Below are 24,065 nucleotides of genomic sequence, written 5' to 3' on the forward strand. Positions count from 1 at the left end.
TGCCCGGCGCGCCTATTTTTGCGGTACAAGCTCGTCACGTGTGCGCTGCCCGCGGCCGCGCCAACCCCATCCCCTGTCATCAAGGAGTGAACCCGATGAAGAAGAGCCTGACTGTGCTGAGCCTGGCCATGCTGGCCGCCACGGCGGTCCATGCCGAGGACACGCTGAAGAAGATCAAGGATTCCGGTGCCGTGACCATGGGCGTGCGCGAGTCCTCCGGCCTGTCCTACACCATTGGCGACGGCAAGTACGTGGGCTTCCACATCGACGTCTGCCACCACGTGCTGGAAGACGTGAAGAAGCAGCTGGGCCTGGCCAAGCTGGAGATCAAGTACCAGCCCGTGACCTCGCAGAACCGCATCCCGCTGGTGCAGAACGGCAATGTGGACCTGGAGTGTGGCTCCACCACCAACAACGCCACGCGCCAGAAGGATGTGGCCTTTGCCGTGACCACCTACGTGGAGGAAGTGCGCATCGCCGTGAAGGCCAATTCGGGCATCACCTCCATTGCGCAGCTCAATGGCAAGCATGTGGCCACCACCACCGGCACCACCTCGGTCCAGACCCTGCGCAAGCATGAGCGCGCCACCGGCGTGGACTTCAAGGAGGTCTTCGGCAAGGACCACGCCGACAGCTTCCTGCTGCTGGAATCCGGCCGCGCCGATGCCTTCGTGATGGACGGCTCCATCCTGGCCAAGAACATCGCCACCTCCAAGGCCCCGGCCGACTACAAGATCGTCGGCGAGGTGCTCTCCGTCGAGCCCATCGCCATCATGATGCGCAAGGACGACCCTGCCTTCAAGAAGGCCGTGGACGACAGCATCAAGGGCATGATCAAGTCCGGCGAGCTGGCCAAGACCTACGACAAGTGGTTCCTGCAGCCCATCCCGCCCGCAGGCGCCAAGATCGGCATGCCCCTCAACGAGGCCACCAAGAACGCCTGGGCGAATCCGAATGACAAGCCGATGGAGGAGTACGCGGCGAAGAAGTGATCGGGGCTTCGGTCTGATTGGAAGGGCGGTCCGGAGGGGCCGCCTTTTTTTTGTTTGTGTGCTGATGGGAGCGGAGGCGGCTTTGGGCTGATGTGCGGCGGTCGCAGCTCGGGACATCAGCGACCGCTTTCGCCCGAAGCTGCCAAGTGGGCGTCCGCAAGCTCGGCCGGCAGCTTTGCCCCCTCCCCGCAACCTTCTGCTTGGTGCTGATTTTGGTATCCGTGCAGCTCGTTGACCGCCTCCCCATTTCGCACTCACCACACTCAACACGTTGCGGTAAGTCGCGTCGCGCTCGCTGCGCCCGGTAGGATGACGCGACAAGTTCAAGGGAGGCAGAAATGACTGGCAAGGTTCGGCTCTACGATTACCGCTGCTTTCGCCGCGAGGCGCCTGCCACGCTTGAGTTCAGCAAAGGCTTCACCTCCTTCGTCGGCCCCAACAACTCAGGCAAATCCGCGCTCATCCGGTTCCCGTATGAGATGCGCGGTGTCATCGTGGGCATTGCGGACCAGATGGCGCAGGGCACTTGGACGGGCCTCGCGCACCAAATGGGATGGAACGTAAACCACGGGCTGTACGAGCCCGCCGAGATTCTGTGCGAGCGGAGGTATCCGGAGTGCTCGATTGATTTCGAGCCAACACTGAATGAGGGAGAGAAAGTCCTGTCGGTGGCGAAGATGCGTGTCATCTTTGATCAGACAGCATCCTTCTATCGCGTGGCCCTTTTCGACTCAGACGGCAGCGAGCTGCCTCCGTTGAACCAGAGAACGTCTCATACAGACAATCGGTTGACGGTTGGCAATACGGTGTATGCCGTCGGCCCGATACGAAAGTTCCTCCAGTTTCTGCGCGAAATCCAATACGTCGGCCCCTTCCGAAACGCAATCAACGAAGGTGCTGGGACGCACTTCGATGCCTACATCGGAACGGGCTTCATCGCCCAGTGGAATCAATGGAAGACTGGCCCCAACCGGAGCCAAAATAGAGCTAGTCAAGAGGTCACTGAAGACGTCAAACGGCTGATTGGAGCCGGCTCACTCGATATTTCCGCCACGGCCGACGGCAAGTCACTGCAGGTCGTTGTGGACGGGCGCCCTCACAAGCTGCAAGAGCTTGGCGCCGGCTTCTCTCAAATGGTCTTGATTCTGGCCAATGCGCTCATCAAGAAGCCTTCGATGATCGTCATCGACGAGCCAGAACTGCACCTGCATCCCAGCCTCCAAAGCGAGTTCCTGACCACGCTGGCCAACTACTCGGCGCACGGCGTGATGTTCGCAACGCACTCCATTGGTCTTGCCCGCCAAGCGGCCGACCAGTGTTTCACGGTGCAGCGACAAGGCCATGGATCAACGGTCCGTCCATATCAGCGCACGCCTCAGTTGGCCGAGTTCCTTGGTTCGCTGGGCATAGCCGGGCTGCAAGAGTTGGGCTGGAACACCATCCTGCTCGTTGAGGGCGTCAACGACGTCCGCACCGCTCAGGCATTGCTTCGCCTTTACGACAAAGATCATTGCACCGTGGTCTTGCCGTTGGGTGGCGATGCGATGGCAAACGGCAGGAGGGACGAGGAACTGAGCGAGGTGAAGCGTCTTGCCGGCCCAGACGGAAAGGTATTCGCGCTGGTAGACAGCGAACGCAAAGAGGCTGGCGGTCCTGCGCTGAAGGCTAGGCAGCGCTTCAGCGACAGCTGCGACATGCTGGAGATCAACGTTTGCATTACCGAGCGTCGAGCAATCGAGAACTACCTGACGCAGCAGTCACTCGATGCTGCTTTCGCGCCAGACCGGTACAAAGCGCTCGATCCGTACGCCGAACAGGGGGTGGCCTTCTGGGGCAAAGGCGAGAGCTGGCGAGCAGCCAAACACATGACCAAGGCTGAGCTGGCTGCAACGGACCTCGGAAAGTTCTTTGAGTCGATGTAGACAGCTTGCACATTGAACGTACATCGCTACCCACTCCGAAGGCGCTGCGTACGATGGGGCTCGAGCGGAAGCAAGCCTGAACAAGCCGAGCGAAGGCACCGTTGCACGCCAGCAGAAAGACCGCGCTATGCATGGGCCAAACGTCTGCATTAGGCTCATGATCGGACATATGGCACATGGCGTTGACCGACCGAGACAGCTGCACAGCACCCACCTCCACACACCCCGCTCACCAAGCTGGCCGCGGGTGTCTACCGTAAGGCCCACTGCGCGGGCGCCGCCGAACGCCATCGCCCTGGATCATCGGTCACGACTTCGGTGAGCCAGGAGGCTTCCTCCCGCTTTTGGGACAATACGCCCCCATGAGCACCCCCGCCCCCCTCACCGAACTCACCATCACCCGCCCCGACGACTGGCATCTGCACGTGCGCGACGGCGCCGCCATGCAGAGTGTGGTGCCCTACACGGCCCGCCAGTTCGGCCGCGCGATCATCATGCCGAATCTGCGCCCGCCGGTGACCACCGCCGCACAGGCCGCGGACTACCGCCAGCGCATCCTGGCCGCCGTGCCCGCGGGCGTGAGCTTCGAGCCGCTGATGACGCTCTATCTCACGGACAACACGCCGCCCGAAGAGATCTCCGCGGCCAAGGCGGCGGGCGTGGTCGCGCTGAAGCTCTACCCGGCCGGCGCCACCACCAACAGCGATGCCGGCGTGACCGACTTGCGCAAGTGCTACAAGACCCTGGAGGCCATGCAGCGCGAGGGCATCCGCTTCCTGGTGCATGGCGAGGTGACGGACCCGGATATCGACGTCTTCGACCGCGAGGCCGTGTTCATCGACCGCGTCATGACGCCGCTGCGCAAGGACTTCCCCGAGCTCAAGATCGTCTTCGAGCACATCACCACCAAGGAAGCCGCCGCCTACGTGATGGCCAGCGACGAACACGTGGCCGCCACGCTCACGCCCCAGCACCTGCTCTACAACCGCAACGCCATCTTCACCGGCGGCCTGCGCCCGCACTACTACTGCCTGCCCGTGCTCAAGCGCGAGGAGCACCGCCAGGCACTGATCAAGGCCGCGACCTCGGGCAGCCCCAAGTTCTTCCTGGGCACCGACAGCGCGCCGCACGCCTCGCAGATGAAGGAGAACTCCGTCTGCGGCGCCGGCTGCTTCACGGCGCTGTCGGCCCTGGAGCTCTACCTCGATGCCTTCGAGGCCCTGGGCGCCCTGGACAAGTTCGAGGCCTTCGCCAGCTTCAACGGCCCGGCCTTCTACGGCCTGCCGCGCAACAGCGGCACCGTCACGCTGCGCAAGCAGGCCTGGACCCTGCCGGAGAGCGTGCCCTTCGGCGATGCCCTGCTTAAGCCTCTGCGTGGCGGCGAGGCCCTGGCCTGGCAACTGGTCTGAGGAGTTGTCCCTGAGCGAGGCCGTGCTGCCGGGCCCGGACCCGGACTGGACTGCGCCCTGGCTGGCCGACTACTGCGCCGCAGGCTTGGCCCTGCAGCAGCGCCTGGAAGCCGGCCAGACGGTGGCCCAGGCGCTCAATGCCTTGGTGGACGAGCAGCCCGCAGCGGCGAGGCCGCGGGTGCGGGGTCAGGTCTTGCGCTTCGTGCCGCAGTCGGCCCTGGACGAGGGCCAGGGCTACGAGTGCTTCATCGCCCGCGAGGCCGCCGTCCCCACGCGCGAGCACTGGCATGACGCCCTCAACGGCCTGGTCTGGCTGCGCTGGCCCGTGCTCAAGGCTCGGCTGAACGCACTGCACCAGCAGGGCCTGCAGATGGCTCAGGACGAGGGCCGGCGCGGCCCGCTGCGCGATGCCCTGACCCTCTTCGACGAGAACGGCGCCTGGCTGCAGGCGCCACCGGCCCTGGGCCAGGCTCTGCTTGCACGGGACTGGCGAAGGCTCTTCATCGAGCTGCGCCCGCTGTGGTCCCAGGCCCGCCTGCACCTGTTGGGCCACGCGCTGATGGAGAAACTCATGCAGCCGCGTACGCCCATCTGCGCCCATGTGCTGCTGCAGGACCCGCTGACCCTGGACGCAGCGGCCTGGTCCGGCAAGCCCTTTGCCCCGCTGCCCGTGCTGGGCGTGCCGGGCTGGTGGCCCGCCAATGCCGAGGCTGGCTTCTACGACGATGCCCGGGTGTTTCGTCCGCGTGTTTCGTCCGGCACAGGGCCCGCAATGCAGCTAGCATCGCGGCAAAGTCAAGCAAGGGAGTCTCTTTGAATCCAATCTCCAAACGCCGCCATCGCCCCGCCTGGGGCCTGGCCTTGGCGCTGGCCCTGAGCCTTGGGTCGGCCCCGGCGGCCTGGGCTCAGTCGGGCGCACGCCCAGCCGCGTCTGCGCCGCAGGACGAGGCCAAGAAGCCTGTGCCAGTCTCAGCCGTCGCCCGCCGCGTCTACGAGCGTGCCCGCGGCCAGCTGATGCAGATCCGCACCCTGCTCAAGAGCCAGGACAGCCAGGCCTCGGTGGGCTCGGGCTTCGTGGTCAGCGAGCAGGGCCACGTGATCACCAACTATCACGTGATCAGCCAGTTTGCGCTGGAGCCCGACCGCTACCGCCTGCGCTACGGCACCACCGAAGGCGAGAGCGGGGCTATCGAGCTGCTGGACATCGATGTCCGCCGCGACCTCGCGCTGCTGCGCATCAAGGACTTCAAGCCCGATGGCGTGCTGCGCTTCCGCCCGCCCGAGCAGCCGCTGTCCAAGGGCGACCGCATCTACTCCATGGGCAATCCGCACGACGTGGCCTTTGCCGTGGTGGAGGGCACCTACAACGGCCTGGTCGAGCGCAGCTTCGATCCGCTGATCTACTACTCTGGCGCCATCAACCCGGGCATGAGCGGCGGCCCGGTGGTCGACGAAGACGGCCGCGTGGTGGGCATCAATGTCTCGGTCATGTTCCTCGCTCAGCAGATGAGCTTCCTGGTGCCGGGCCCCTTTGCGGCCGAGCTGCTCGCCCGCAGCCGCGACGCCAAGCCCCTGGACAAGCCCGTCTGGCCTCAGCTCACCGCGCAGCTGATGGCCTATCAGGACGAACTCGTGCAGGCCTTCGTCAAACAGCCCTGGCGCGACGCAGGCCATGCCCGCTACCAGTTGCCGGTGCCGCAGGAGCAGTACATGCGCTGCTGGGGTCGCGGCACGGGGGCCGATACCAAAGGTCTGGAGTTCCAGCGCTCGCAATGCCGCATGGAGCACGCCATCTACATCAACGGCGGCATGCAGACCGGCTACCTGGACATGGCCCACGAGGCCTATGACGGCAGCAAGCTGGGCTCGCTGCGCTTTGCACGCCAGTACGGCAACAGTTTCCGCAACGAACGCCTGGGCCGCGACGACCGCGACCGCACCGCCCCCTACTGCCGCGAAGACTTCGTCGAGCAGCAGGGCCTGCCCCTGCGTGCGGTGGTCTGCCTGCGGGCCTACCGCAAGCTGCCGGGCCTGCATGATCTCAGTGTGCTGGTCACCACGGTCGATGCCAACACCGAAGGCGCGCTGGGCCGCTTCGACGCCAAGGGCGTCAGCTTCGCCAACGCCCAGACCCTCACCCGTCACTACCTGAAAGGCTTCGCATGGACCAGGCCGCAGTGATCGAAGTCCTGGACCGCGACGGCCAGGTGCGCTCGGTCCACAAGGTGCAGGCATGGCCCCTGCGTATCGGCCGCTCGCCGTCCTGCGGGCTGGTGCTGGACGATGCCCATGTGGCCGGCGAGCACGCCGAGCTGAGTTGGGATGCGGCCGGGCTGCAGCTGCGCCTGCTGCCCAGCCTCAACGGGGGCTGGCTGGGCCGGCATCGTCTGGCGCCGGGCGAGGCTCGCGAGCTGCCTGACGACACTGTCTGGCAACTGGGCAACACCCGCCTGCGCCTGCGCAGCACGCGCACCGCGCTGGCGCCCGAGAAGCCCCTGGCTCATCCGGAGTTCGCGCGCAGCCGCCTGCGCCATCTGCTGGTGCCAGGTCTTGCCCTGCTGTGGGCCGTGCTGCTGTGGCTGGACCAGTGGCTGGGTTCGGACCCCGGCACGCCCTGGATCCAGTACGCACCGGCCTTGCTGCTGCCCTTCGCCCTGGTGCTGGTCTGGTCGGGGGTGTGGGCCTTGGTGAGCATGCTGTTCCATCGCTGGTTTGCCTTCCTGCCGCATCTGCGCCGGGTGCTGGTCGTGCTGGTGGGCCTGCATCTGCTGGGCATGGGCCTGCCTGTGGTGGCCTATGCCTTCTCGTGGCCACGGCTGATGGTGGTCGAGGCGCTGGTCTTCCCCCTGGGCCTGGCAACCTTGCTGTGGTGGCATGCCACGCTGGTCTGGCCGCGGGCGCGGCGCATGCTGGCGGGTGGGCTGCTCGGCCTGCTGGTGGTCAGCATGGGCCTCATGGTGGGCAAGCGATGGGAGCAGCAACACTGGTTCGGCCCAGCCTACCTGAGCGTGTTGCCGCCACCGTCCGTGCGCCTGGCCTCGCCCAAGCCGGTGGACGCATTGGTGCAGTCGCTGGCGCCGCTGGAGGCTCAGCTCAAGCGCCAGGCCGCCCGGGACAATGACGTGCCCAGCCAGGATGGTGCGGAGGAATGAGTCCGCACTGAACACCATGCGGCCCTGCTGGCTGGCAAGTAGAAAGGCCCCTCGTGAGGGGCCCTTCTCATGGAGGATGCTGGGCCTGGCGGCGGCCGCTGCGCGCCCTCAGGCAGGCAGGAAGCCTTCGACGGAGAGGTAGCGCTCGCCGGTGTCGTAGTTGAAGCCCAGCACGCGGGCGCCAGCGGGCAACTCGGCGAGCTTCTTGGCGATGGCGGCCAGCGTCGCACCGCTGGAGATGCCCACCAGCAGGCCTTCCTCGCGGGCCGAGCGGCGGGCGTACTCACGCGATTCCTCGGCTTCGACCTGGATCACGCCATCCAGCAGCTGCGTGTGCAGGTTGTCGGGAATGAAGCCAGCGCCGATGCCCTGGATGGGGTGGGGGCTGGGCGAACCGCCGCTGATCACGGGCGACTGCGCCGGTTCCACCGCGAACACCTTCAGCTGCGGCCAGGCCTTCTTGAGCACCTGGGCGGTACCGCTGATGTGGCCGCCGGTGCCCACACCCGTGATCAGTACGTCCAGGCCGCCGGGGAAGTCGCGCAGGATCTCCTCAGCCGTGGTGCGCACGTGAACGGCCACGTTGGCGGGATTCCTGAACTGCTGGGGCATCCAGGCGCCGGGCGTGCTCGCCACCAGTTCCTCGGCGCGAGCGATGGCGCCCTTCATGCCCTTCTCGCGGGGGGTCAGGTCGAAACTGGCGCCGTAGGCCAGCATCAGTCGCCGACGTTCGATGGACATGCTGTCCGGCATCACGAGGATGAGCTTGTAGCCCTTGACCGCCGCCACCATGGCCAGACCCACGCCAGTGTTGCCGGAGGTCGGCTCGATGATGGTGGCGCCGGGCTTGAGCAGGCCCTGCGCCTCGGCGTCCTCGACCATGGACAAAGCGATGCGGTCCTTGATGGAGCCACCCGGGTTGCTGCGCTCGGACTTCACCCAGACCTGGGCATTGCCGAACAGACGGTTGATGCGGATGTGCGGGGTGTTGCCGATGGTGGCCAGAACGTTGTCGAAAGGCATGGTCGCTCCTGTGCTAGGCCGTCAATGGTAGCGCCGAGCCTTATGACAAGATGTTCTAAGTAACTGCGCGTCAGGCGTGAGGCATTTGATACCAGGTTCTGGGACAGCTGCTTACTCTTTGACTGCCCGGCCGGTCTCACAATCGCGCGCAGAGTTACGCCAAGCCGGGCTGGCGTCCTGGCGGCTTCACATGAGAGGGCAGTACGATGAATGATTCAAATGGGAAAGAGGTGAAGGTTGTCCGCCGGAAGTTCATGCTGGGCTCGGCCCTGAGCATGCTCGGCGGCATGCACCTCACGGCTTGCGGCGGCGGCGGTACCACGTCTTCCCAGAGCAGCCCCGCGAGCACACCCACCAGCAGCCCGGCCGGCACCACGCCCATCGAAGGGGGCGGGCCTGCCAGCAACGACAACCAGCTGCGTGTCAGCCTGTCTACCGGTAGCGAGATCAACTACCCCTTGCAGTTCGGCCGGCCTTTCGCTGCAGGCGAGATCGCCGATACGCCCAGCGTCTTCCTGGACGGCGTGCTCGTGGCCTCCCAGGCCGATGTGAAGAGCCGCCATGCCGACGGCTCTGTCAAGTTCGCCGTCATCTCGGTGGTCCTGCCCAGCCTGGGCACCACCGAGCGCGTGCTGAGCTTTGGCAACCAGCCCAGGCCGGCCGTCACACCCCTGTCCATCGCGGACATGCTGGAGAAGTTCGACTTCGACGCGACCATCAGCCTCCGCTTCGGGCAGACGGGGACGACAGAACAGCAGGTGTCCGCCCGCGACATGCTGGCAGCCCAGACCGACGCCGGCCTGGCTGCCGAGACCGCTGCCGGTGGCGTGCAGAGCCGCTATTGGACTCAAGGGCCGCTGTGCACCACGGTGCTGCTGTGCGACCACAAGACCAAGGCCTTCGACATCGGTAGCAATGCCACGCGAGCCGTGCGCCCCATGTTCCATGTGCAGTTCTGGCCTACCCTCGGCCACTACCACGTGCGCCACATCATCGAGGTGGCTGACGTGACCCGGCTGAAGGACGAGCTGACGCTCTCCGTCAGTTTCGCCACCGGCAAGTCCAGCCCTGCCGTGCGCCTGTCCCAGTCCAGCGTCAACCTCTATGCCGGGACCTGGCAGTCGCGCGCCTACTGGGGCGGACGCGACATCCCGCGTGCCAACATCAAGCACGGCGTGGCCTACCTGGCCAAGACGCGTGCCATGCCCAACTTCGACAGCAGCATCGTCATCCACGCCGGTTCGGTGTCGAGCTATGCCAGCGACTTTGCGGCGCGCCCGCAGGGCCTGGGAGCAAGGGGCTACTGGCAGGTGGCCATGTCCAGCGTCGGTGGCCGCCAGGACCTGGGGCTGATGCCCAAATGGGACTGCGTCGCCATGTACTCGGGCGCGGCCTCCATGCATGCCATCTGCGAGCGGCAGGCCGAGTTGGCCGGCTCCTGGGCCTTCTTCTTCCGGGAGGGCGACAGTGCCAAGACCATCTTCGGCAGCAGTTCGGGGCAGGGGCGAATCCTCTCCAAGCTGTCACGGCCGACGGTCTTCCTGCATGACAACAACAACTACTGGAGTCAGGCGGGCGTGGTCGATCGCTTCAAGGTCGACGGCACCCTCAGCACCACCCGGGACGGCTGGCAGCACGATGTGGCCCACACACCGGGCACCTTCTGGTGGATGTATCTCAGCACCGGTCAGGCCTTCTGGCAGGAGAAGCTGCTGCAGCTGGCGGCCTGGTCCTTGTTCGTGGTGAATCCGGGGCTGTCCTTCAATTCGGTAGGCAGCGGCGCGTCCAACAAGTCCATGATCATCAACGGCGTGCAGGTGCGGGGCTGGGGCTGGCAGTTCCGCAACCGCGCCCGCGCCTGGTGGGCCGCGCTGGATGGCAGCCCGGAACGCGCGCTGCTGGAGCAAAGCCTCACCGAAGCGCTCGCCCAACGCTACGGCCTCTATGCCATCAGCAGCCCGCTGGACTCGCACCCCGTTCGCGTCAGCTGGAATGCCAACCACATGACCTGGTATTCCAACGGGCCCGCCAAGCCGCGTCCCAATGCACTGGCCTACTGGGAAGGCAACGGCGGCTACACGCGCGACCAGTTCATCAGTTCCGTCGGCACGCCGCCGGACGACTGGGGCGGTGCAGCGACGGCGCCGTGGATGCAGAACTTCATCACCCTGTCTATCAACCACGCGGTGGAGCTGGGCTGCACTGCCGCACAGCCCCTGGCCAACTGGGTGGCGTCACAGGCCATGACGATAGCCAAGTCCGCCCATCCCCGTCATCTGGCGGATTACGTGTTCCCGCAGAACAAGAAGGATGGCAGCTATTACCAGACCCTGGATGACCTCTACGACGGCTTCCCCTTCCTGGCCGAGGGCAACACCCCCACGGGCATGCCTGCGGAAAGCAGCAGCGGTTTCCCGGGCGGCGGTGCACCGGGCACCTACCAGGTGACGGTGGAGGGCTATGGCGCCATCGCCGCGGCTGCCATTGCTTTGACCAACGGCAGCCCGGACCAGGCGGAAGCCTGGCGGGTCGTGGGGCCCTGGTCCAGGAACACCTACTACTTCAACCACGACCCGCGCTACGCCATCGTGCCGCGCGCCTGATGCTCCGTCGACCGGCTCGGGCGGTCTCAACTGTCAGGCACTGTCCTGGCTTCAGGGATAATGCGCGGCGTGAAGCAGATCAGACCGCCGCTGGTGCAAGCGTGGAAACACGGCACTGGAGGAAGGTCCGGACTGCATAGAGCGGCGTAGCAGCTAACGGCTGCCCGGCGAAAGCCGAGGATCAGAGCAACAGAGACGAGTCAGATCGGGCCCCAACTCAGGTGGTCTGTGAGGCGTCGGCGCAAGCCGGCGGGGACCGTGGTGCAAGCCACGGGACCTCGGGCGAAAGCCCGAGCCGAACAGCACCCAGGTTGGGCAAGGCCCGGCCTGGGTGAAACGGGCAATCTCTACGCGCAGCAACACCAAGTAGGCCAGCGATGATGCGGCTCGCAGAGCTGGCGGGTAGGTGGCACCGAGCCGGGCAGTGATGCCCGGCCCAGAGGAATGGCGGTCACAAGACCTGGCCCGAAAGGGGCAGGTCTTGCACAGAATCCGGCCTATCGATCTGCTTCACCCATATTCACCGGCAGGGGCGCCGACCGGCAGCCTTCGCGCAGAAGGGCCTCGATGGTCTGCTGCACGGCCAGGGCCTCGGCGAAGCTGGGCAGGGCATGTGAACGCCCGTCCATCAGGGCGCCCCAGTGCTCCAGCAGGTCGGCCTCCGTCAGGTCGGGGCGCAGGTCGCGTTCACCGAGCTCGCGCCAGTCCTCGTCCTTGCGCAGGCGGATGCGGCGGAACCAGTCCCCCAGCCAGACCTCACCGCCGCGCGCCCGCCAGCGCATCTCGTTGACGTCTGCCTCCTGGCCCAGCACGGCGGCGTCGATGTCAATGGGCACGCCGGCAGCGAACAGCCGGGCGCGCAGACCGATTTCTGCTGCTTCCGGCTGAGCCGGGTAGACCAGCTCGCTGTGCACCACCTCGGCAGCGCCCAGCACCCGCTGCAGCACGAAGATGAAGTGCGACAGCACTTCGCGGCAGAAACCCCCTTCTGCACGACCGGCCAGCCAGGCGCCTGCCTCACGCTGCCAGGGGCGGGGCCAGCTCGCGAAACGCAGGGTCAGTTGCACGGACTCCAGCTCGCCCATGGGATGGCGCGAGGCCGCCCCGAAGCAGGACTGCAGCTGGGCCAGGCCGGTGCTGGAGGCCAGCGAGAAGTTCACGGCCGCCCGGTGCCGCCCCTGGCGCTGCAGCTGCAGCGTGCGGGCCGCAGCCGCAGCGTCGACGGCCAGCGGCTTTTCGCAGAGCACCGGCAGGCCCAGGGCGAAGGCGCGTTCGGCCCAGTACAGGTGCGAGGCGGGTGGGCTTGCGATGTAGATGCCGCGCAGGCCAGGCCAGTCCAGCAAGCGCTCGGGCTCGTCAGGGATCTGCAGCCGGGGATGGCGGGTGCGCAGCACGGCACGCCGCTCGGGATCGGGGTCCCAGGCGCACAAGGGCTGAAAGCGAGGATGGCCGTGGAGCCGGTCCAGCATTCGCTGGCCCATGACTCCCAGTCCGAGGATGCCAATGGCGTAGGGTTCGGGCATGTTGAGGATTCACGCAAGCGCGCCGGAGTTTAGGGCAGTCGGCAGCGCATTCCGACGCTGCCCGCTACACTGACCCGCTCCTTTTCATGCGTCGCCCGGGCCTCGCCCGCGGATCAGGCGCACAACGCACATTCCCGATGAATCCTGATGCCGGCACCCTCTGGCGCGGTCCGCGCTGGACACTGGCCGTCCTGCTGGCCTGCCTGGGCACCGTGGGCCCCTTCTCCATCGACACCTACCTGCCGGCCTTCGCCGGCATCGCCAGGGCGCTGGACGCCACCCCGGTGCAGATGCAGCAGACCCTGTCCAGCTATCTGCTGGGCTTCGCGGTGATGAACCTCTTTCATGGGGCACTGTCCGACAGCTTCGGCCGCCGCCCCGTGGTGCTGGTGGGCACGGCCATCTTCGCCCTGGCCTCGCTGGGCTGCGCGCTCTCGGCCAGCATCGGCCAGCTGATCTTCTTCCGCACGGTGCAGGGCATGTCGGCTGGCGCGGGCGTGGTGGTGTCGCGGGCCATCATCCGGGACATGTTTCCGCCCTCCGAGGCGCAGCGGGTGATGTCGCAGGTGACGCTGTTCTTCGGCGTGGCCCCGGCGGTGGCGCCCATGGTGGGTGGCTTCCTTTTTGTCCATGCGGACTGGCACGCGATCTTCTGGTTCCTGGTGCTGGTGGGCACGGCCCTGTTCCTGGCCAACTGGCGCCTGCTGCCCGAGACCCTGCACAAGGACCTGGCCCAGCCTTTCCATCCGCGCGACCTGATGCGGGGCTACTGGCAGCTCTGCGGCAGCCGCAAATTCCTGCTGCTGACCATTGCCAGCGGCGTGCCCTTCAACGGCATGTTCCTCTATGTGCTGGCCGCGCCGGTCTTCCTGGGTGAGCATCTGGCGCTCGCGCCTACGCAGTTCTTCCTGTTCTTCCTGTTCAGCATTGGCGGCATCATGGGCGGCGCCTGGTTCAGCGGGCGGCTCGCCGGCAAGATCAAGCCTCGTGCACAGATCCGGCGCGGCTTCTTCATCATGCTGCTCATGGCGTTGCTGAACGTGGCGCTGAACCTGGCCTTGCCGCCCAGTGCCTGGTGGGCGCTGCCGGTGATCGGGGCCTTTGCCCTGGGCTGGGCCCTCATGGTGCCGGTAGTGACGCTGATGGTGCTGGACCAAGTGCCCGAGCGCCGCGGCATGGCGTCCTCCCTGCAGGCCTGCATCAGCAGCGCGGCCAATGGCCTGGTGGCGGGCGTGCTCGTGCCCCTGGTCATGCATTCGACCCTGGCCCTGGCCCTGGCCTCGGCCGGCATGATGGCCATCGGCCTGCTGGCATGGCTATGGGTCAAGCGCGAGGTCTGAGCGGCTGCGCTCCGGAGGGCGCAGGGCTCAAGACTCCTGTCATCCGGCCGATGTAGAAACAGGCGCGTCACCAGCCGGCCAGACCTGTCGCCGGGCATGGCTGCGGATGCGCAGGAGCCATCCATGCACCATCGAACCGCTGCCTTGCCCCTGTCTCCCCTTCATCGCCCGGCGCTGGCCTGGCTGCTGACCTGGCTGATGGCGGCCTCCCTGTGCCTGGCCTGGTCCGGGCCTGTGCAGGCCCGCTCGACACCGGCTGAGAAGAGCGAGTCGAAGTCCGACAAGTCCGACAGGCAGGACAAGTCCGCCGCCGAGAAAGGGCCGGCCAAGGACGGCACGGGCAAGGACGAGGGCGCCACCGAGAACCTGGGCCTGCTGCGCCAGCGCCTGGCTGAGCGCCTGTCCACCAGGCAGGAGCCAGCTCCCGCCTCGGGCAGGCCGGAGCCCAAAGCCGAGCCCAGGCCCGAGCCCAAAGCCAGCAAGCGCGCAGAACCCAGGGGCCACGGCGGCGAGCTGCATTGGGCCTACGAGGGCGAGGGTGGGCCCGAGCACTGGGGGGAACTCAAGCCCGAGTACCGCCTCTGCGCCACCGGCAAGCGCCAGAGCCCCATCGACATCCGGGATGGCATCCGCGTGGACCTGGAGAAGATCCAGTTCGACTACCAGCCCAGCAGCTTTGCCGTGCTGGACAACGGCCACACCATCCAGGTGAACATCGCGCCTGGCAACAGCCTCCAGGTGATGGGACGCCGCTACGAGCTGCTGCAGTTCCACTTCCACAGACCCAGCGAGGAGCGCATCAACGGCCGCCAGTTCGACATGGTGGCCCACCTGGTGCACAAGGACCCGGACGGCCGGCTGGCCGTGGTGGCCGTGCTGCTGGAGCGCGGGCGTGATCATCCGCTGGTGCAGACCGTCTGGAACAACCTGCCGCTGGAGAAGGGCGAGGCCCTGCCAGCGCCGGGCCAGATGGACCTCAGTCAGCTGCTGCCTGAGGACCGGGCCTACTACACCTACATGGGTTCGCTGACCACGCCGCCCTGCTCGGAGGGTGTGCTGTGGATGGTGATGCGCCAGCCCGTGCAGCTCTCGGCCAATCAGCTGAACATCTTCGGCAAGCTCTATCCCATGAATGCCCGGCCTGTGCAGGCGGGCTCGGGGCGGTTGATCAAGGAGTCGCAATGAGCGCCATCGGCGCAGGCCGCGGATTCAGAGCGTGTAGCCAAAGCGGGCGTAGATGCTCTTGATCACGCCCTTCTGGTGCAGGGCCTGCAGCTGGCTGTTGAGTTGCCTGACGGTCTCCTCCGGCAGCTGTCGGTGGCAGGCCAGGTACATCTCGGTGCGGTTGAAGTTCAGCACAGCTTCGATATTGCTGATGCCCTGCTGCTTGAGCCGGTACTGGCCGATCAGGCGCCCTGTGGCCCAGTAGTCGATGCGGCCAGCCAGCAGCTTGCGCGGATTGGCGTCGTCGCTGGGGGCGGCCTCGACGATATAGCCCCGGGCCTGCAGATAGCTGACGATGGCGTCGCCCTGGTAGCTGCCGATGCGCATGTTCTGCACTTCCTCCAGGTGGCTGGGACGGCTCGCGCCGCTGCGGGCGAAGAGTGTCCAGTCATTGCTTACCAGTGGGCCGATCCAGCGATAGAGCTCTTCCCGCTCGGGCGTGCGGGACATCGAGAACACGCAGGTATTGACCTGGGTACGGGCCATGGCGATGGCACGCGCCCAGGGATAGACGGTGATCTCGTACTCGATGCCGGCGCTGTCCAGGAGGCTGCGCACGATGTCCGTGGCCACGCCGGTGACGCGGCCCTGGGGGTCGCTCATGTTGTAGGGCGGGTACTCCTCGGTGGTGAGGATCAGCCGCTGCTGGGCCTGTGCGTTGGCGCCACAGCACAGCAGCCAGAGGCAGAGCATCCAGATCTTCACGAGGCCCTCCTGCAGGCTGAGTCTGGCAGCCTTGCGTACGGACTGTAGCGCTGGCCTGGATCAGTGGCCAGTGCTGGCGTGGAGCCAGCGGCGCAGGGTCAGGAAGAGTTGTTCGGCCACCACCGGCTTGGCCACGTGGTCATTCATGCCGGCATCCAGGCAGCGCTGGCGCTCCTCCGCAAAGGCGTTGGCCGTCATGGCCAGGATGGGCAGCTGCCGGCCCTTTTCGGTGGCGCGTATGGCGCGGGTGGCGTCCAGACCGTCCATGGCCGGCATCTGCACGTCCATCAGGACCAGACCGTAGTCGCCCTGCTGCACCATCTCGCAGGCCTCGACGCCGTCATTGGCGACATCCACCTCCAGCCCCGCACTCTGGAGCAGGGCCACGGCGACTTCCTGGTTGACCACATTGTCCTCGGCCAGCAGTACGCGCCGGCCCAGGAAGGGCGCCAGCAGCTCGCGTGCGGCCTGGCCCCGCTGCAGGCCTGCAGCGGCCAGGGGCTGGTCGGACAGCGGCAGCTCCAGCTCCAGCCAGAACAGGCTGCCTTCGCCGGGCGTGCTTTGCACGCCCACCTCGCCGCCCATCAGTCGGGCCAGGCGGCGCGAGATGGCCAGGCCCAGGCCGGTGCCGCCATAGCGCCGGGTCGTGGAGCTGTCGGCCTGCTCGAAGTCCTGGAACAGGCGCGCCTGCGCTTCCTCGCTGATGCCAATGCCGCTGTCCTGCACTTCGAAGCGCAAGCGCAGCAGGCCGGGCGTTTCTGCCAGCACGCGGGCGTTGAGACGCACGAAACCGTGGTCAGTGAACTTGATCGCATTGCCGGCGAAGTTGATCAGGATCTCGGTGATGCGCTGGGCGTCGCCCATCAGCACACGGTCCTGCAGTTCGTCGGGCACGTCCTGCTGCACCTGCAGCTGCTTCTCGGCCGCACGCTGAGCCATCATGCTGGCGATGTTGTCCAGCAGTTGGTTGACCGAGAACATGCCCGCCTCGAGATGCAGCTTGCCAGCTTCGATCTTGGAGATGTCCAGCACATTGTTGATCACACTGAGCAGGTGCTCGGCGGCGTCGGCCACCTTCTTGAGCCGGTCCTGCTGGATGGGCTCGGTGCTGTCCCGGCGCGCCAGGTACGTCAGGCCAATGATGGCGTTCATCGGCGTACGGATCTCATGGCTCATGTTCGCGAGGAAGGCGCTCTTGGCGAGGTTGGCGGCCTCGGCGGCCTGCGTGGCGGTGGCCAGGGCCTGGGTCCGGGCCTCCACCAGCTCTTCCAGGTGATGCCGATAGCGGTCCAGCTCCAGGGCGTCGCGGCGCTGGCGGGAGATGTCGGTCAGGAAGCCGTGCCACAGCACTGAGCCACCGTCTTCCAGCTGGGCGATGGCATTGCCATAGAGCCAGCGTTCACTGCCATCGGCGTTGTCCGTGCGGAACTCCTGCTGCCAGGGGCTCAGGTGCCGGGCCGAGGAGGCCAGGGCCTCGCGCACGGCCTCGCGGTCCTCGGGGTGTATGCGCTCGAACAGGGCCTCGGCCTCGCTGAGCAGGAGCTGGGCGGGCACGCGGAAGTAGTCCTTCACCGCCTCGCTGACATAGGCAAAGCTGAACTGGCCCTCCGGGCTGCGCCGCAGCTGGTAGACGACGCCCGGCACCGTCTCGGCCATGCCGCGCAGTCGCTCGATCAGCTGCCGCTGGGCCTCGAACTGATGCTGCAGGGCGTCGCGCATGTCCTGCAGGTGCTTGCCCAGGCGGCCGATCTCGTCATTGCGCCCGCCTTCCAGCTCGGTGCTGAAGCGGCCCTGTGCCATGTCGTTGGCAAAGCGGCCCAGCGCGCGCAACGGGCGCATCACGCGGGAGTTCAGGGCCAGCAGCACCAGGGCCACGGAGATCAGCAGCTGGCCGCCCACGGTGGCGGCATAGAGCCAGCGCTGGCGGGTCAGTGCGGCAGCGACCAGGTGGTCATCGATCTCGAGCTGCAGATGGCCGATGCGGGTGCTGCCACGGAAGATGTCCCGCTCGCCCTTGATCAGCTGGCCCAGTTGGCGCTCGGGGTAGCGCATCTCGATGAAGGGCAGGCCCTGGGAGGCATCGCTGACGGCCACGCGCACCACGTCGGGGGACTTCATGATGGCGGCAGCGACCTCGCGGGCGGCGACCTGGTCCAGGTTCCAGAGCAGTTCGGGCAGGCTGCTGGCCAGCACATCGAGCTTGGCCTGCAGGTCGCGTTCCAGGTTTTGCTGGGCCACCTGGGGTTCGCGCAGGCCGATCAGCAGGCCGCCAACCGTCAGCGCCGGCAGCAAGAGGCCGGTGCTGATACCGATGGCAAGGGCCACGAAGAGCGAACTGGTGCGCTTGCGACTCAAACAAAGACTCCTGGACCGTCCATGTCCGGCGCAGGCAGCGCCGGGCGGTGGTCTGCCAAGGCCTCAGCAAGGTCGGTGCCAGCCACCTGCGGGGATTGTGCACGCCTTCGCGCAGCCTCTGCTGCTTCCAGGCGCGCGCGCTGTCTTGTTTGTACCAAATCAGGCGTGGCAAAAGTCGCGACAAGCTGGGAAAGGCAGGCCGCTATTCAGTGGACGCGGTCCAGGGCTCGGGCGGCGCCCAGCAGCGCGGGCGAGGTGGGGCTGTCGATGACGAAGCAGGGGATGGGGGCCAGCAGGGCCTGCATGCGGCCCTTGCCCTCGAAGCGCTCCCGGAAGCGCGAGGCCCGCAACTCGGGCAGCATGCGCGGCGCGATGCCGCCGCCGATGTAGACCCCGCCAGTGGCGCCCAGGGTCAAGGCCAGGTTGCCGGCCGTGCTGCCCAGGAAGCTGCAGAAAAGGTCCACGGCGCGACGGCACAGAGGATCGCCGGCACGGGCGCCGGGCAGGATGCGTTCAGGCTGCATTGATGGATCGGCAGGCTTGCCCCGCAGCTGCGCAGCGGCCCGGTAGAGGTTGAGCAGCCCCGGGCCCGAGAGCGCCCGCTCCGCCGACACATGGCCGAAGCCTCTGCGCAGGATGGCCAGCACTGCGGCCTCCTCCTCGTCCATGGCGCTCAGGGTGGCGTGGCCGCCTTCGCCGGACAAGGGCACGGGTCCCTGGGCCGAGGGCAGCAGGCCCGACACGCCCAGCCCTGTGCCCGCCCCCAGCAGGGCCAGGGGGGCCTGGGGTCGGGCAAGACACGCCGGTGCCGGGCGTACGCCGCCCAGATCCTGCAGGGCGCTGCCCTCCAGGCTGGGCAGGGACAGTGCCAGCGCGGTGAAGTCGTTGATCACCTCCAGCCGCTGCAGGGCCAACTGCTTTTGCAGGGCGGTGATGGAGAAGGCCCAGTGGTGGTTGGTCATGCGCACCTCGTCGCCGGTCACCGGATTGGCGATGCCCAGGGCGCAGGCGGCCGGGCGGGCCTGGTCCTGGTCGCTGAGGTACTGGCGGATGGCGTCGCCCAGGGTGGCGTGCTCGGCGCAGCGGTAGGTCTGCACATGGCTCAGCGCGGCGCCGGGCTTGTCCATCCAGGCGAAGCGTGCATGGGTGCCGCCGATGTCGCCCAGCAGGCGCGGGAACAGGGCCTGGGTGGACGGGGCCTGTGTAGGCAAAGCCTGGCTCATGGAAGTCTCCTGGTGCGGTGCTATCTGGGGTGTCAGCATTGTGATTGAAAACGCTTTCAAGCCGCAAGAGGGCAAATTTTCTCGAGCATCGGTGTTTCCACTCAACGACCTTGGCGCTGACATCCAGATAATGAAACCGCTTTCATAAATTAACCATCGGTGCCTGCGATGGCCACCCCTGCCACCCGACCCCGTCTGCGGCGCCGGGGGCCGCACAGGTGCCGGGCGGAGACTTCCATGCCCCCGACCTTTCCTCCAGTGCCGGCCCCAGCACCCCGCCGTTGCGTCCTCCTGCAGTCCATGAGGCGCTGGCCTGCTGTCGCCGGCCTGGCCCTGGCGGCCTGCGGCGGCGGCGGCGCGCCGGCAGCCACCCCTGCGCCCACGCCCACGCCAACGCCAACACCTGCGCCAACGCCTGCGCCCAGCCCGCTGATCCGCCCCGCGGACCATATCCTGGTCTGGGCCGACGAGTTCGAGCAGCCTGGCCTGCCCGATGCGCGTCGCTGGTCCTACGACACCGGCCGCAACGCCAGCGGCTGGTTCAACCACGAGTTGCAGTACTACAGCGCTGCGCGGCTGGAGAACAGTGAGGTCAGGGGAGGCCGCCTGGTGATCACCGCGCGGCTGGAGAGCCGCTCCGACCAGCCCGACTGGGGCGGCCAGCGCTACAGCTCCGCCCGCCTGCTCACCGCGGGCAAGGCCCAGTGGACCTATGGCTTCTTCGAGGTCCGCGCCAAGCTGCCCTGCGGCCGCGGCAGCTGGCCGGCCATCTGGATGCTGGGTGCCCAGGGCAGCTGGCCCGCGCAGGGCGAGCTGGACATCATGGAGCAGGTCGGCCGCGAGCCCGCCAAGGTCTTCAGCACCGTGCACACCACCAGCGGTTCAGGCGGCAGCGGCAAGGGCGGGGCCGTGCAGCTGCCGACGGCCTGCAGCGCCTTCCACGACTACCAGATGCTCTGGACGCCGCAGGGCATCCGTTTCGGCGTCGACGGTGTCGAGCACGCCCGCTACGACAACCTGGGCACCGGCCCGGCCCAGTGGCCCTTCGATGCGCCGCAGATCCTCATCCTCAACCTTGCCATCGGCGGTGATCTGGGCGGCACGGTAGACGACAGCATCTTCCCGCTGAGCTACGAGATCGAGCATGTGAGGGTCTACCAGAAGCAGCCTTGAGCGGACCGCCAGCGCCCGCCTGCTAGACCGGCGGCACGTCCCTGGCCTTCTTGATGCGGTACATGGCCTCATCCGCCTTGCTCAGCAGGGTGCTCACGGTGTCGCCGTCTTCGGGGAACATGCTGAATCCCACACTGGCAGAAGCCATCAGCTGGCGCTGCTCAAGCTGGAGCGGGCGGCAGATGGCATCGGCGAGCTTTCCTGCCAGCTGGATGCCGTCCTCGTGCGAGCTGATCTGCGCAAACACCACGAACTCGTCGCCCCCCAGCCTGCAGACGGTGTCGCTGGCACGGACGGCCCCGACCAGCGCCCGGGCAATGGCCTGCAGCAGCTGGTCGCCGATGGCATGGCCCAGGGTGTCATTGACATGCTTGAAGCCGTCGATGTCGACGAAACAGACGACCAGCATGGAGCCATGGCGCCGGGCCAGGTCGAGGTCATGCTCCAGGCGGTCCCACAGCGCCAGACGGTTCAACAGACCGGTCAGCGCATCCGTCCGGGAGGCATGGACGGCCTTCTCCAGGGCTGCATACGCGGTGGCGGTTTCCTGGTGGGCGACAAGGTTGGCGGCCGTCAGGCGCTGGTTCTCGGCTGCCATGCCGTGCATCGCTTCCTGTCCAGGCTCGGCCTGCGCGGACTGGATTGCCGCCTGAAGCGAGAGGAGGGTGGCCTCTGCCGCCGCAATCTCCTGCCGCAGCGCAACAAGCCTTTGCTGTTCGGCATCCAGGCCGTCAGTGGCAGTCATGCGCGCCAACTCCTTCATCAGCGGGGTTGAGCCCCTCCGGACGCTGCCAGCGCTCCGGCGGCTGCCTGCCGGCATCCTGCACCGGCGAAGGCCTTGACGGCCCGACGCTGAGCATACGCTCTTCTCATGCGACTCCAGCGGGACAGATCTGGCGGCCCGCCCTGCGCTCGCCAGGCTGGCGAATCCCGCGACGCCATGGCACCCACATTCTGTGGCCCCATGCAGGGTGAGAGCCTGGGCAGGGGAGGCTAGCGGCGCGGGCTCAGCGCTCCTTCAGCCCCGCACGCGCTGCCCCAGCTCGTCAAAACCCAGGACCCGCGCCTGCAAGGCCGTCAGTCCGATGCGATCGCCCGCCTGAAGGGCCGGCACCGTGCCGTTGATCTTGAGGGTCAGCGCCTTGTCCAGTCCGTCAACGCGCGCGTAGAGCAGGTGGGTGTCGCCCAGGTGCTCGGCGAAGTCCAGCTGGGCCGGCACGCCTTCGCTGGCGGGCGCCAGCTGCAGGTGCTCGGGGCGCACGCCCAGGCGCTGGGCGGGGGCGGGCAGGGCGCAGGCCCAACGCGACCACAGAGCCTGGTGGGCGGCGCTGGCGCCGGCCGCGGGGCGGTCCACGAGGTTGATGGCCGGCGCGCCGATGAAGCCCGCCACGAACTCGGTGGCCGGGTCCTCGTACAGGCTCAGCGGTGTGCCCAGCTGCTCGATGCGCCCCTGGTGGAAGACGGCGATGCGGTCGCCCAGGGTCATGGCCTCGGTCTGGTCATGGGTGACGTAGATCATGGTCGCGCCGAGCGCGCGGTGCAGGCGGGCCAGCTCGATGCGCATCTCCAGGCGCAGGGCCGCGTCCAGGTTGGACAGCGGCTCGTCGAAGAGAAAGACCTTGGGCTTGCGCACGATGGCGCGGCCGATGGCTACGCGCTGGCGCTGGCCGCCCGAGAGCTGGGCCGGGCGACGGTCCAGCAGCGCGGTGAGCTTGAGCGTCTCGGCCGTCCTGCGGACCTGGGCCTCGCGCTCGGCCTTGGGCACGCCGGCCATCTTGAGGGCAAAGCCCATGTTCTCGGCCACGCTCATGTGCGGGTACAGCGCGTAGCTCTGGAACACCATGGCCGCGCCGCGTTCGGCCGGCGGCAGGCCGTTGGCGCGCTGGCCGTCGATCAGCAGCGTGCCCTCGGAGATGTCCTCCAGGCCCGCGATCATGCGCAGCGTGGTGCTCTTGCCGCAGCCCGAGGGGCCGACGAAGACGAGGAACTCGCCGTCCTCGATCTCCAGGTCGATGCCGCGGATGACGTCCTGCTCACCGTAGCGCTTGTGGATGCCTTGCAGGCTCAGTCGTGCCACCTCAGGCTCCCTTGGATTGCGCGGCCAGGAACTGGCGGTACCAGCGGGCGCTGTCCTTGGGGGTGCGCTGCTGGGTCTCGTAGTCCACGTGCACGATGCCGAAGCGCTTGGCATAGCCCGAGGACCACTCGAAATTGTCCAGCAGGCTCCAGACCATGTAGGCATCGACCGGCACGCCCTCCTGCAGGGCCGCATGCACGGCGGCGATGTGGCGCTGGAGGTAGCGGGTGCGCGCTTCGTCCTGCACGCGGCCGTCCACCCAGGGGTCGGGGAAGGCGCCGCCGTTCTCGGTGACCCACAGGCTGGGCAGCTGCGGATAGTCGCGGTGCAGGCGCAGCAGCAGCTCGGTCAGGCCTTCCGGGTAGACCTCCCAGCCCATCTCGCTGACCTCCTTGCCCGCGGCCTTGGGGTCCCAGGGCTTGTCGGCGCTCTGCACCGAGCGGGAGTAGTAGTTGACGCCCAGGAAGTCCAGGGGCTGGCGGATCTCGGCGAGGTCGCCATCGTGCATCTTCGGTGCCTTGTCGCCCAGGTCCAGCCAGATGTCGACCGGATAGCGGCCCTGGCACAGCGGGTCCATGTACCAGCGCAGCAGGCGGCCGTCCTCCAGCACGGCGCGGGCCTTGTCCGCGGCCGAGGGCGTGGCCGGATGGGTGGGCGCGAGGTTGAGTACGATGCCCAGCTTCTCCTTTGCGCCCGCGGCGCGCAGGGCCTTGAGTGCGCGGCCGTGGCTCAGCAGCAGATGGTGCGAGACCTGCAGCGCCAGCGCCTCGTCCTTGAGGCCGGGGGCGAAGACGCCGTTCTGGTGGCCCAGCACGGCCACGACCCAGGGCTCGTTGTGCGTGCACAGCGAGGCCAGGCGGTCGCCCAGGCGGCCTTGGATGCCCAGGGCGTAGTCGACGAAATGGTCCACCGTCTCACGGTTGGCCCAGCCGCCGCGGTCCTGCAGGGCCTGGGGCAGGTCCCAGTGGTTGAGGGTCAGGTGGGGCTGCAGGCCGCGGGCCAGCATGCCGTCCACCAGGCGGTCGTAGAAGGCCAGGCCGGCCTCGTTCCAGGCGCCCTGGCCGGTGGCTTGCACGCGCGGCCAGCTCACGCTGAAGCGGTAGGCGTTGACGCCCAGACTCTGGATCAGGTCGAGGTCATCGGCCCAGCGCTGGTAGTGCTCGCAGGCCACGCGGCCGTCGCTCGCGTCGGCAATGGCACCGGGCTGGCGGCAGAAGGTGTCCCAGATGCTGGGGCCCTTGCCGTCGACGTCGGCGGCGCCCTCGATCTGGAAGGCGCTGGTGGAGACGCCCCAGACGAAGTCGGGCGGGAAGTGCAGGGCGGTGGTCGGGTCGGTCATGGGTC

At 67.4% G+C, this 24,065-nt stretch carries 17 protein-coding genes, 1 other RNA gene and 1 pseudogene; 11 read left to right on the plus strand and 8 right to left on the minus strand.

What is annotated here, in order from left to right:
* The first annotated feature begins 95 nt into the window (after nucleotides 1–95).
* The 6 genes from ACS5PK_RS09930 (at nucleotide 96) to ACS5PK_RS09955 (ending at nucleotide 7,475) form a co-directional block, all read left to right on the plus strand.
* Nucleotides 96–992 (plus strand): amino acid ABC transporter substrate-binding protein, encoded by an 897-nt coding sequence (locus ACS5PK_RS09930; protein ID WP_439440075.1) that lies wholly within the window; start codon nucleotides 96–98, stop codon nucleotides 990–992.
* A 338-nt stretch (nucleotides 993–1,330) separates the two neighbouring features.
* Nucleotides 1,331–2,914 carry an ATP-dependent nuclease gene (locus ACS5PK_RS09935; RefSeq protein WP_439440076.1) on the plus strand — a complete coding sequence of 528 codons (1,584 nt, stop codon included), beginning with the start codon at nucleotides 1,331–1,333 and terminating at the stop codon, nucleotides 2,912–2,914.
* Nucleotides 2,915–3,276: 362 nt separating this feature from the next.
* Complete coding sequence (gene pyrC, locus ACS5PK_RS09940; RefSeq protein ID WP_439440077.1) at nucleotides 3,277–4,323, plus strand: dihydroorotase; 1,047 nt, start codon at nucleotides 3,277–3,279, stop codon at nucleotides 4,321–4,323.
* A gap of 10 nt (nucleotides 4,324–4,333) precedes the next feature.
* Entirely contained in the window at nucleotides 4,334–5,140 is an 807-nt protein-coding gene (locus ACS5PK_RS09945) for a DUF3025 domain-containing protein (protein ID WP_439440347.1), read from the plus strand.
* On the plus strand, nucleotides 5,137–6,504 hold the full coding sequence (locus tag ACS5PK_RS09950; protein ID WP_439440078.1) for a S1 family peptidase: 1,368 nt from the start codon (nucleotides 5,137–5,139) through the stop codon (nucleotides 6,502–6,504). Before ACS5PK_RS09945 ends, ACS5PK_RS09950 begins: the two co-directional genes overlap by 4 nt.
* Nucleotides 6,486–7,475, plus strand: a complete 990-nt coding sequence (locus ACS5PK_RS09955) for an FHA domain-containing protein (RefSeq protein WP_439440079.1) — start codon at nucleotides 6,486–6,488, stop codon at nucleotides 7,473–7,475. Before ACS5PK_RS09950 ends, ACS5PK_RS09955 begins: the two co-directional genes overlap by 19 nt.
* A 108-nt stretch (nucleotides 7,476–7,583) precedes the next feature.
* On the opposite strand, the gene cysK is transcribed toward ACS5PK_RS09955, so the two are convergent.
* Nucleotides 7,584–8,498 carry a cysteine synthase A gene (cysK, locus tag ACS5PK_RS09960; protein WP_439440080.1) on the minus strand — a complete coding sequence of 305 codons (915 nt, stop codon included), beginning with the start codon at nucleotides 8,496–8,498 and terminating at the stop codon, nucleotides 7,584–7,586.
* A 206-nt stretch (nucleotides 8,499–8,704) separates the two neighbouring features.
* On the opposite strand from cysK, the gene ACS5PK_RS09965 reads away from it, so the two are divergent.
* Both ACS5PK_RS09965 and rnpB read left to right on the plus strand, forming a co-directional pair.
* On the plus strand, nucleotides 8,705–11,101 hold the full coding sequence (locus ACS5PK_RS09965) for a hypothetical protein (protein WP_439440081.1): 2,397 nt from the start codon (nucleotides 8,705–8,707) through the stop codon (nucleotides 11,099–11,101).
* Nucleotides 11,102–11,172: 71 nt separating this feature from the next.
* Nucleotides 11,173–11,617, plus strand: an RNA gene (rnpB, locus tag ACS5PK_RS09970) — RNase P RNA component class A.
* 698 nt (nucleotides 11,618–12,315) lie between these two features.
* Here the strand turns inward: rnpB and ACS5PK_RS09975 are convergent.
* Nucleotides 12,316–12,624 (minus strand): annotated as a pseudogene (locus ACS5PK_RS09975) (Gfo/Idh/MocA family protein); the annotation flags it as partial.
* 137 nt (nucleotides 12,625–12,761) lie between these two features.
* Between ACS5PK_RS09975 and ACS5PK_RS09980 the strand changes: the two are divergent.
* Together ACS5PK_RS09980 and ACS5PK_RS09985 are read left to right on the plus strand one after the other, a co-directional pair.
* The gene (locus ACS5PK_RS09980) at nucleotides 12,762–13,964 is read left to right on the plus strand and encodes a multidrug effflux MFS transporter (protein ID WP_439440082.1); all 1,203 of its coding nucleotides are present in this window, start codon (nucleotides 12,762–12,764) and stop codon (nucleotides 13,962–13,964) included.
* A gap of 123 nt (nucleotides 13,965–14,087) precedes the next feature.
* Complete coding sequence (locus ACS5PK_RS09985; protein ID WP_439440083.1) at nucleotides 14,088–15,149, plus strand: carbonic anhydrase family protein; 1,062 nt, start codon at nucleotides 14,088–14,090, stop codon at nucleotides 15,147–15,149.
* A 24-nt stretch (nucleotides 15,150–15,173) separates the two neighbouring features.
* Here the strand turns inward: ACS5PK_RS09985 and ACS5PK_RS09990 are convergent, their stop codons facing one another.
* The 3 genes from ACS5PK_RS09990 to glk all read right to left on the minus strand — a co-directional run bounded on the left by ACS5PK_RS09990 (nucleotide 15,174) and on the right by glk (nucleotide 19,471).
* Entirely contained in the window at nucleotides 15,174–15,893 is a 720-nt protein-coding gene (locus tag ACS5PK_RS09990; RefSeq protein WP_439440084.1) for a substrate-binding periplasmic protein, read from the minus strand.
* 60 nt (nucleotides 15,894–15,953) lie between these two features.
* Nucleotides 15,954–18,248: a response regulator gene (locus ACS5PK_RS09995; protein WP_439440085.1), complete on the minus strand. Its 2,295-nt coding sequence runs from the start codon at nucleotides 18,246–18,248 to the stop codon at nucleotides 15,954–15,956.
* Nucleotides 18,249–18,454: 206 nt separating this feature from the next.
* The gene (gene glk / locus ACS5PK_RS10000; protein ID WP_439440086.1) at nucleotides 18,455–19,471 is read right to left on the minus strand and encodes a glucokinase; all 1,017 of its coding nucleotides are present in this window, start codon (nucleotides 19,469–19,471) and stop codon (nucleotides 18,455–18,457) included.
* 300 nt (nucleotides 19,472–19,771) lie between these two features.
* On the opposite strand from glk, the gene ACS5PK_RS10005 reads away from it, so the two are divergent.
* Nucleotides 19,772–20,644 (plus strand): glycoside hydrolase family 16 protein, encoded by an 873-nt coding sequence (locus ACS5PK_RS10005; RefSeq protein ID WP_439440087.1) that lies wholly within the window; start codon nucleotides 19,772–19,774, stop codon nucleotides 20,642–20,644.
* 22 nt (nucleotides 20,645–20,666) lie between these two features.
* On the opposite strand, the gene ACS5PK_RS10010 is transcribed toward ACS5PK_RS10005, so the two are convergent.
* The 3 genes from ACS5PK_RS10010 to ACS5PK_RS10020 all read right to left on the minus strand — a co-directional run bounded on the left by ACS5PK_RS10010 (nucleotide 20,667) and on the right by ACS5PK_RS10020 (nucleotide 24,060).
* Nucleotides 20,667–21,389: a diguanylate cyclase gene (locus ACS5PK_RS10010; protein WP_439440088.1), complete on the minus strand. Its 723-nt coding sequence runs from the start codon at nucleotides 21,387–21,389 to the stop codon at nucleotides 20,667–20,669.
* A 273-nt stretch (nucleotides 21,390–21,662) separates the two neighbouring features.
* The gene (locus tag ACS5PK_RS10015) at nucleotides 21,663–22,721 is read right to left on the minus strand and encodes an ABC transporter ATP-binding protein (RefSeq protein WP_439440089.1); all 1,059 of its coding nucleotides are present in this window, start codon (nucleotides 22,719–22,721) and stop codon (nucleotides 21,663–21,665) included.
* Between the two features lies 1 nt (nucleotide 22,722).
* Nucleotides 22,723–24,060: a GH1 family beta-glucosidase gene (locus tag ACS5PK_RS10020; protein ID WP_439440090.1), complete on the minus strand. Its 1,338-nt coding sequence runs from the start codon at nucleotides 24,058–24,060 to the stop codon at nucleotides 22,723–22,725.
* Nucleotides 24,061–24,065: the final 5 nt, after the last annotated feature.

This window comes from Roseateles sp. DB2 (genome assembly GCF_051857535.1).
Classification (GTDB): Bacteria; Pseudomonadota; Gammaproteobacteria; order Burkholderiales; family Burkholderiaceae_C; genus Roseateles_B.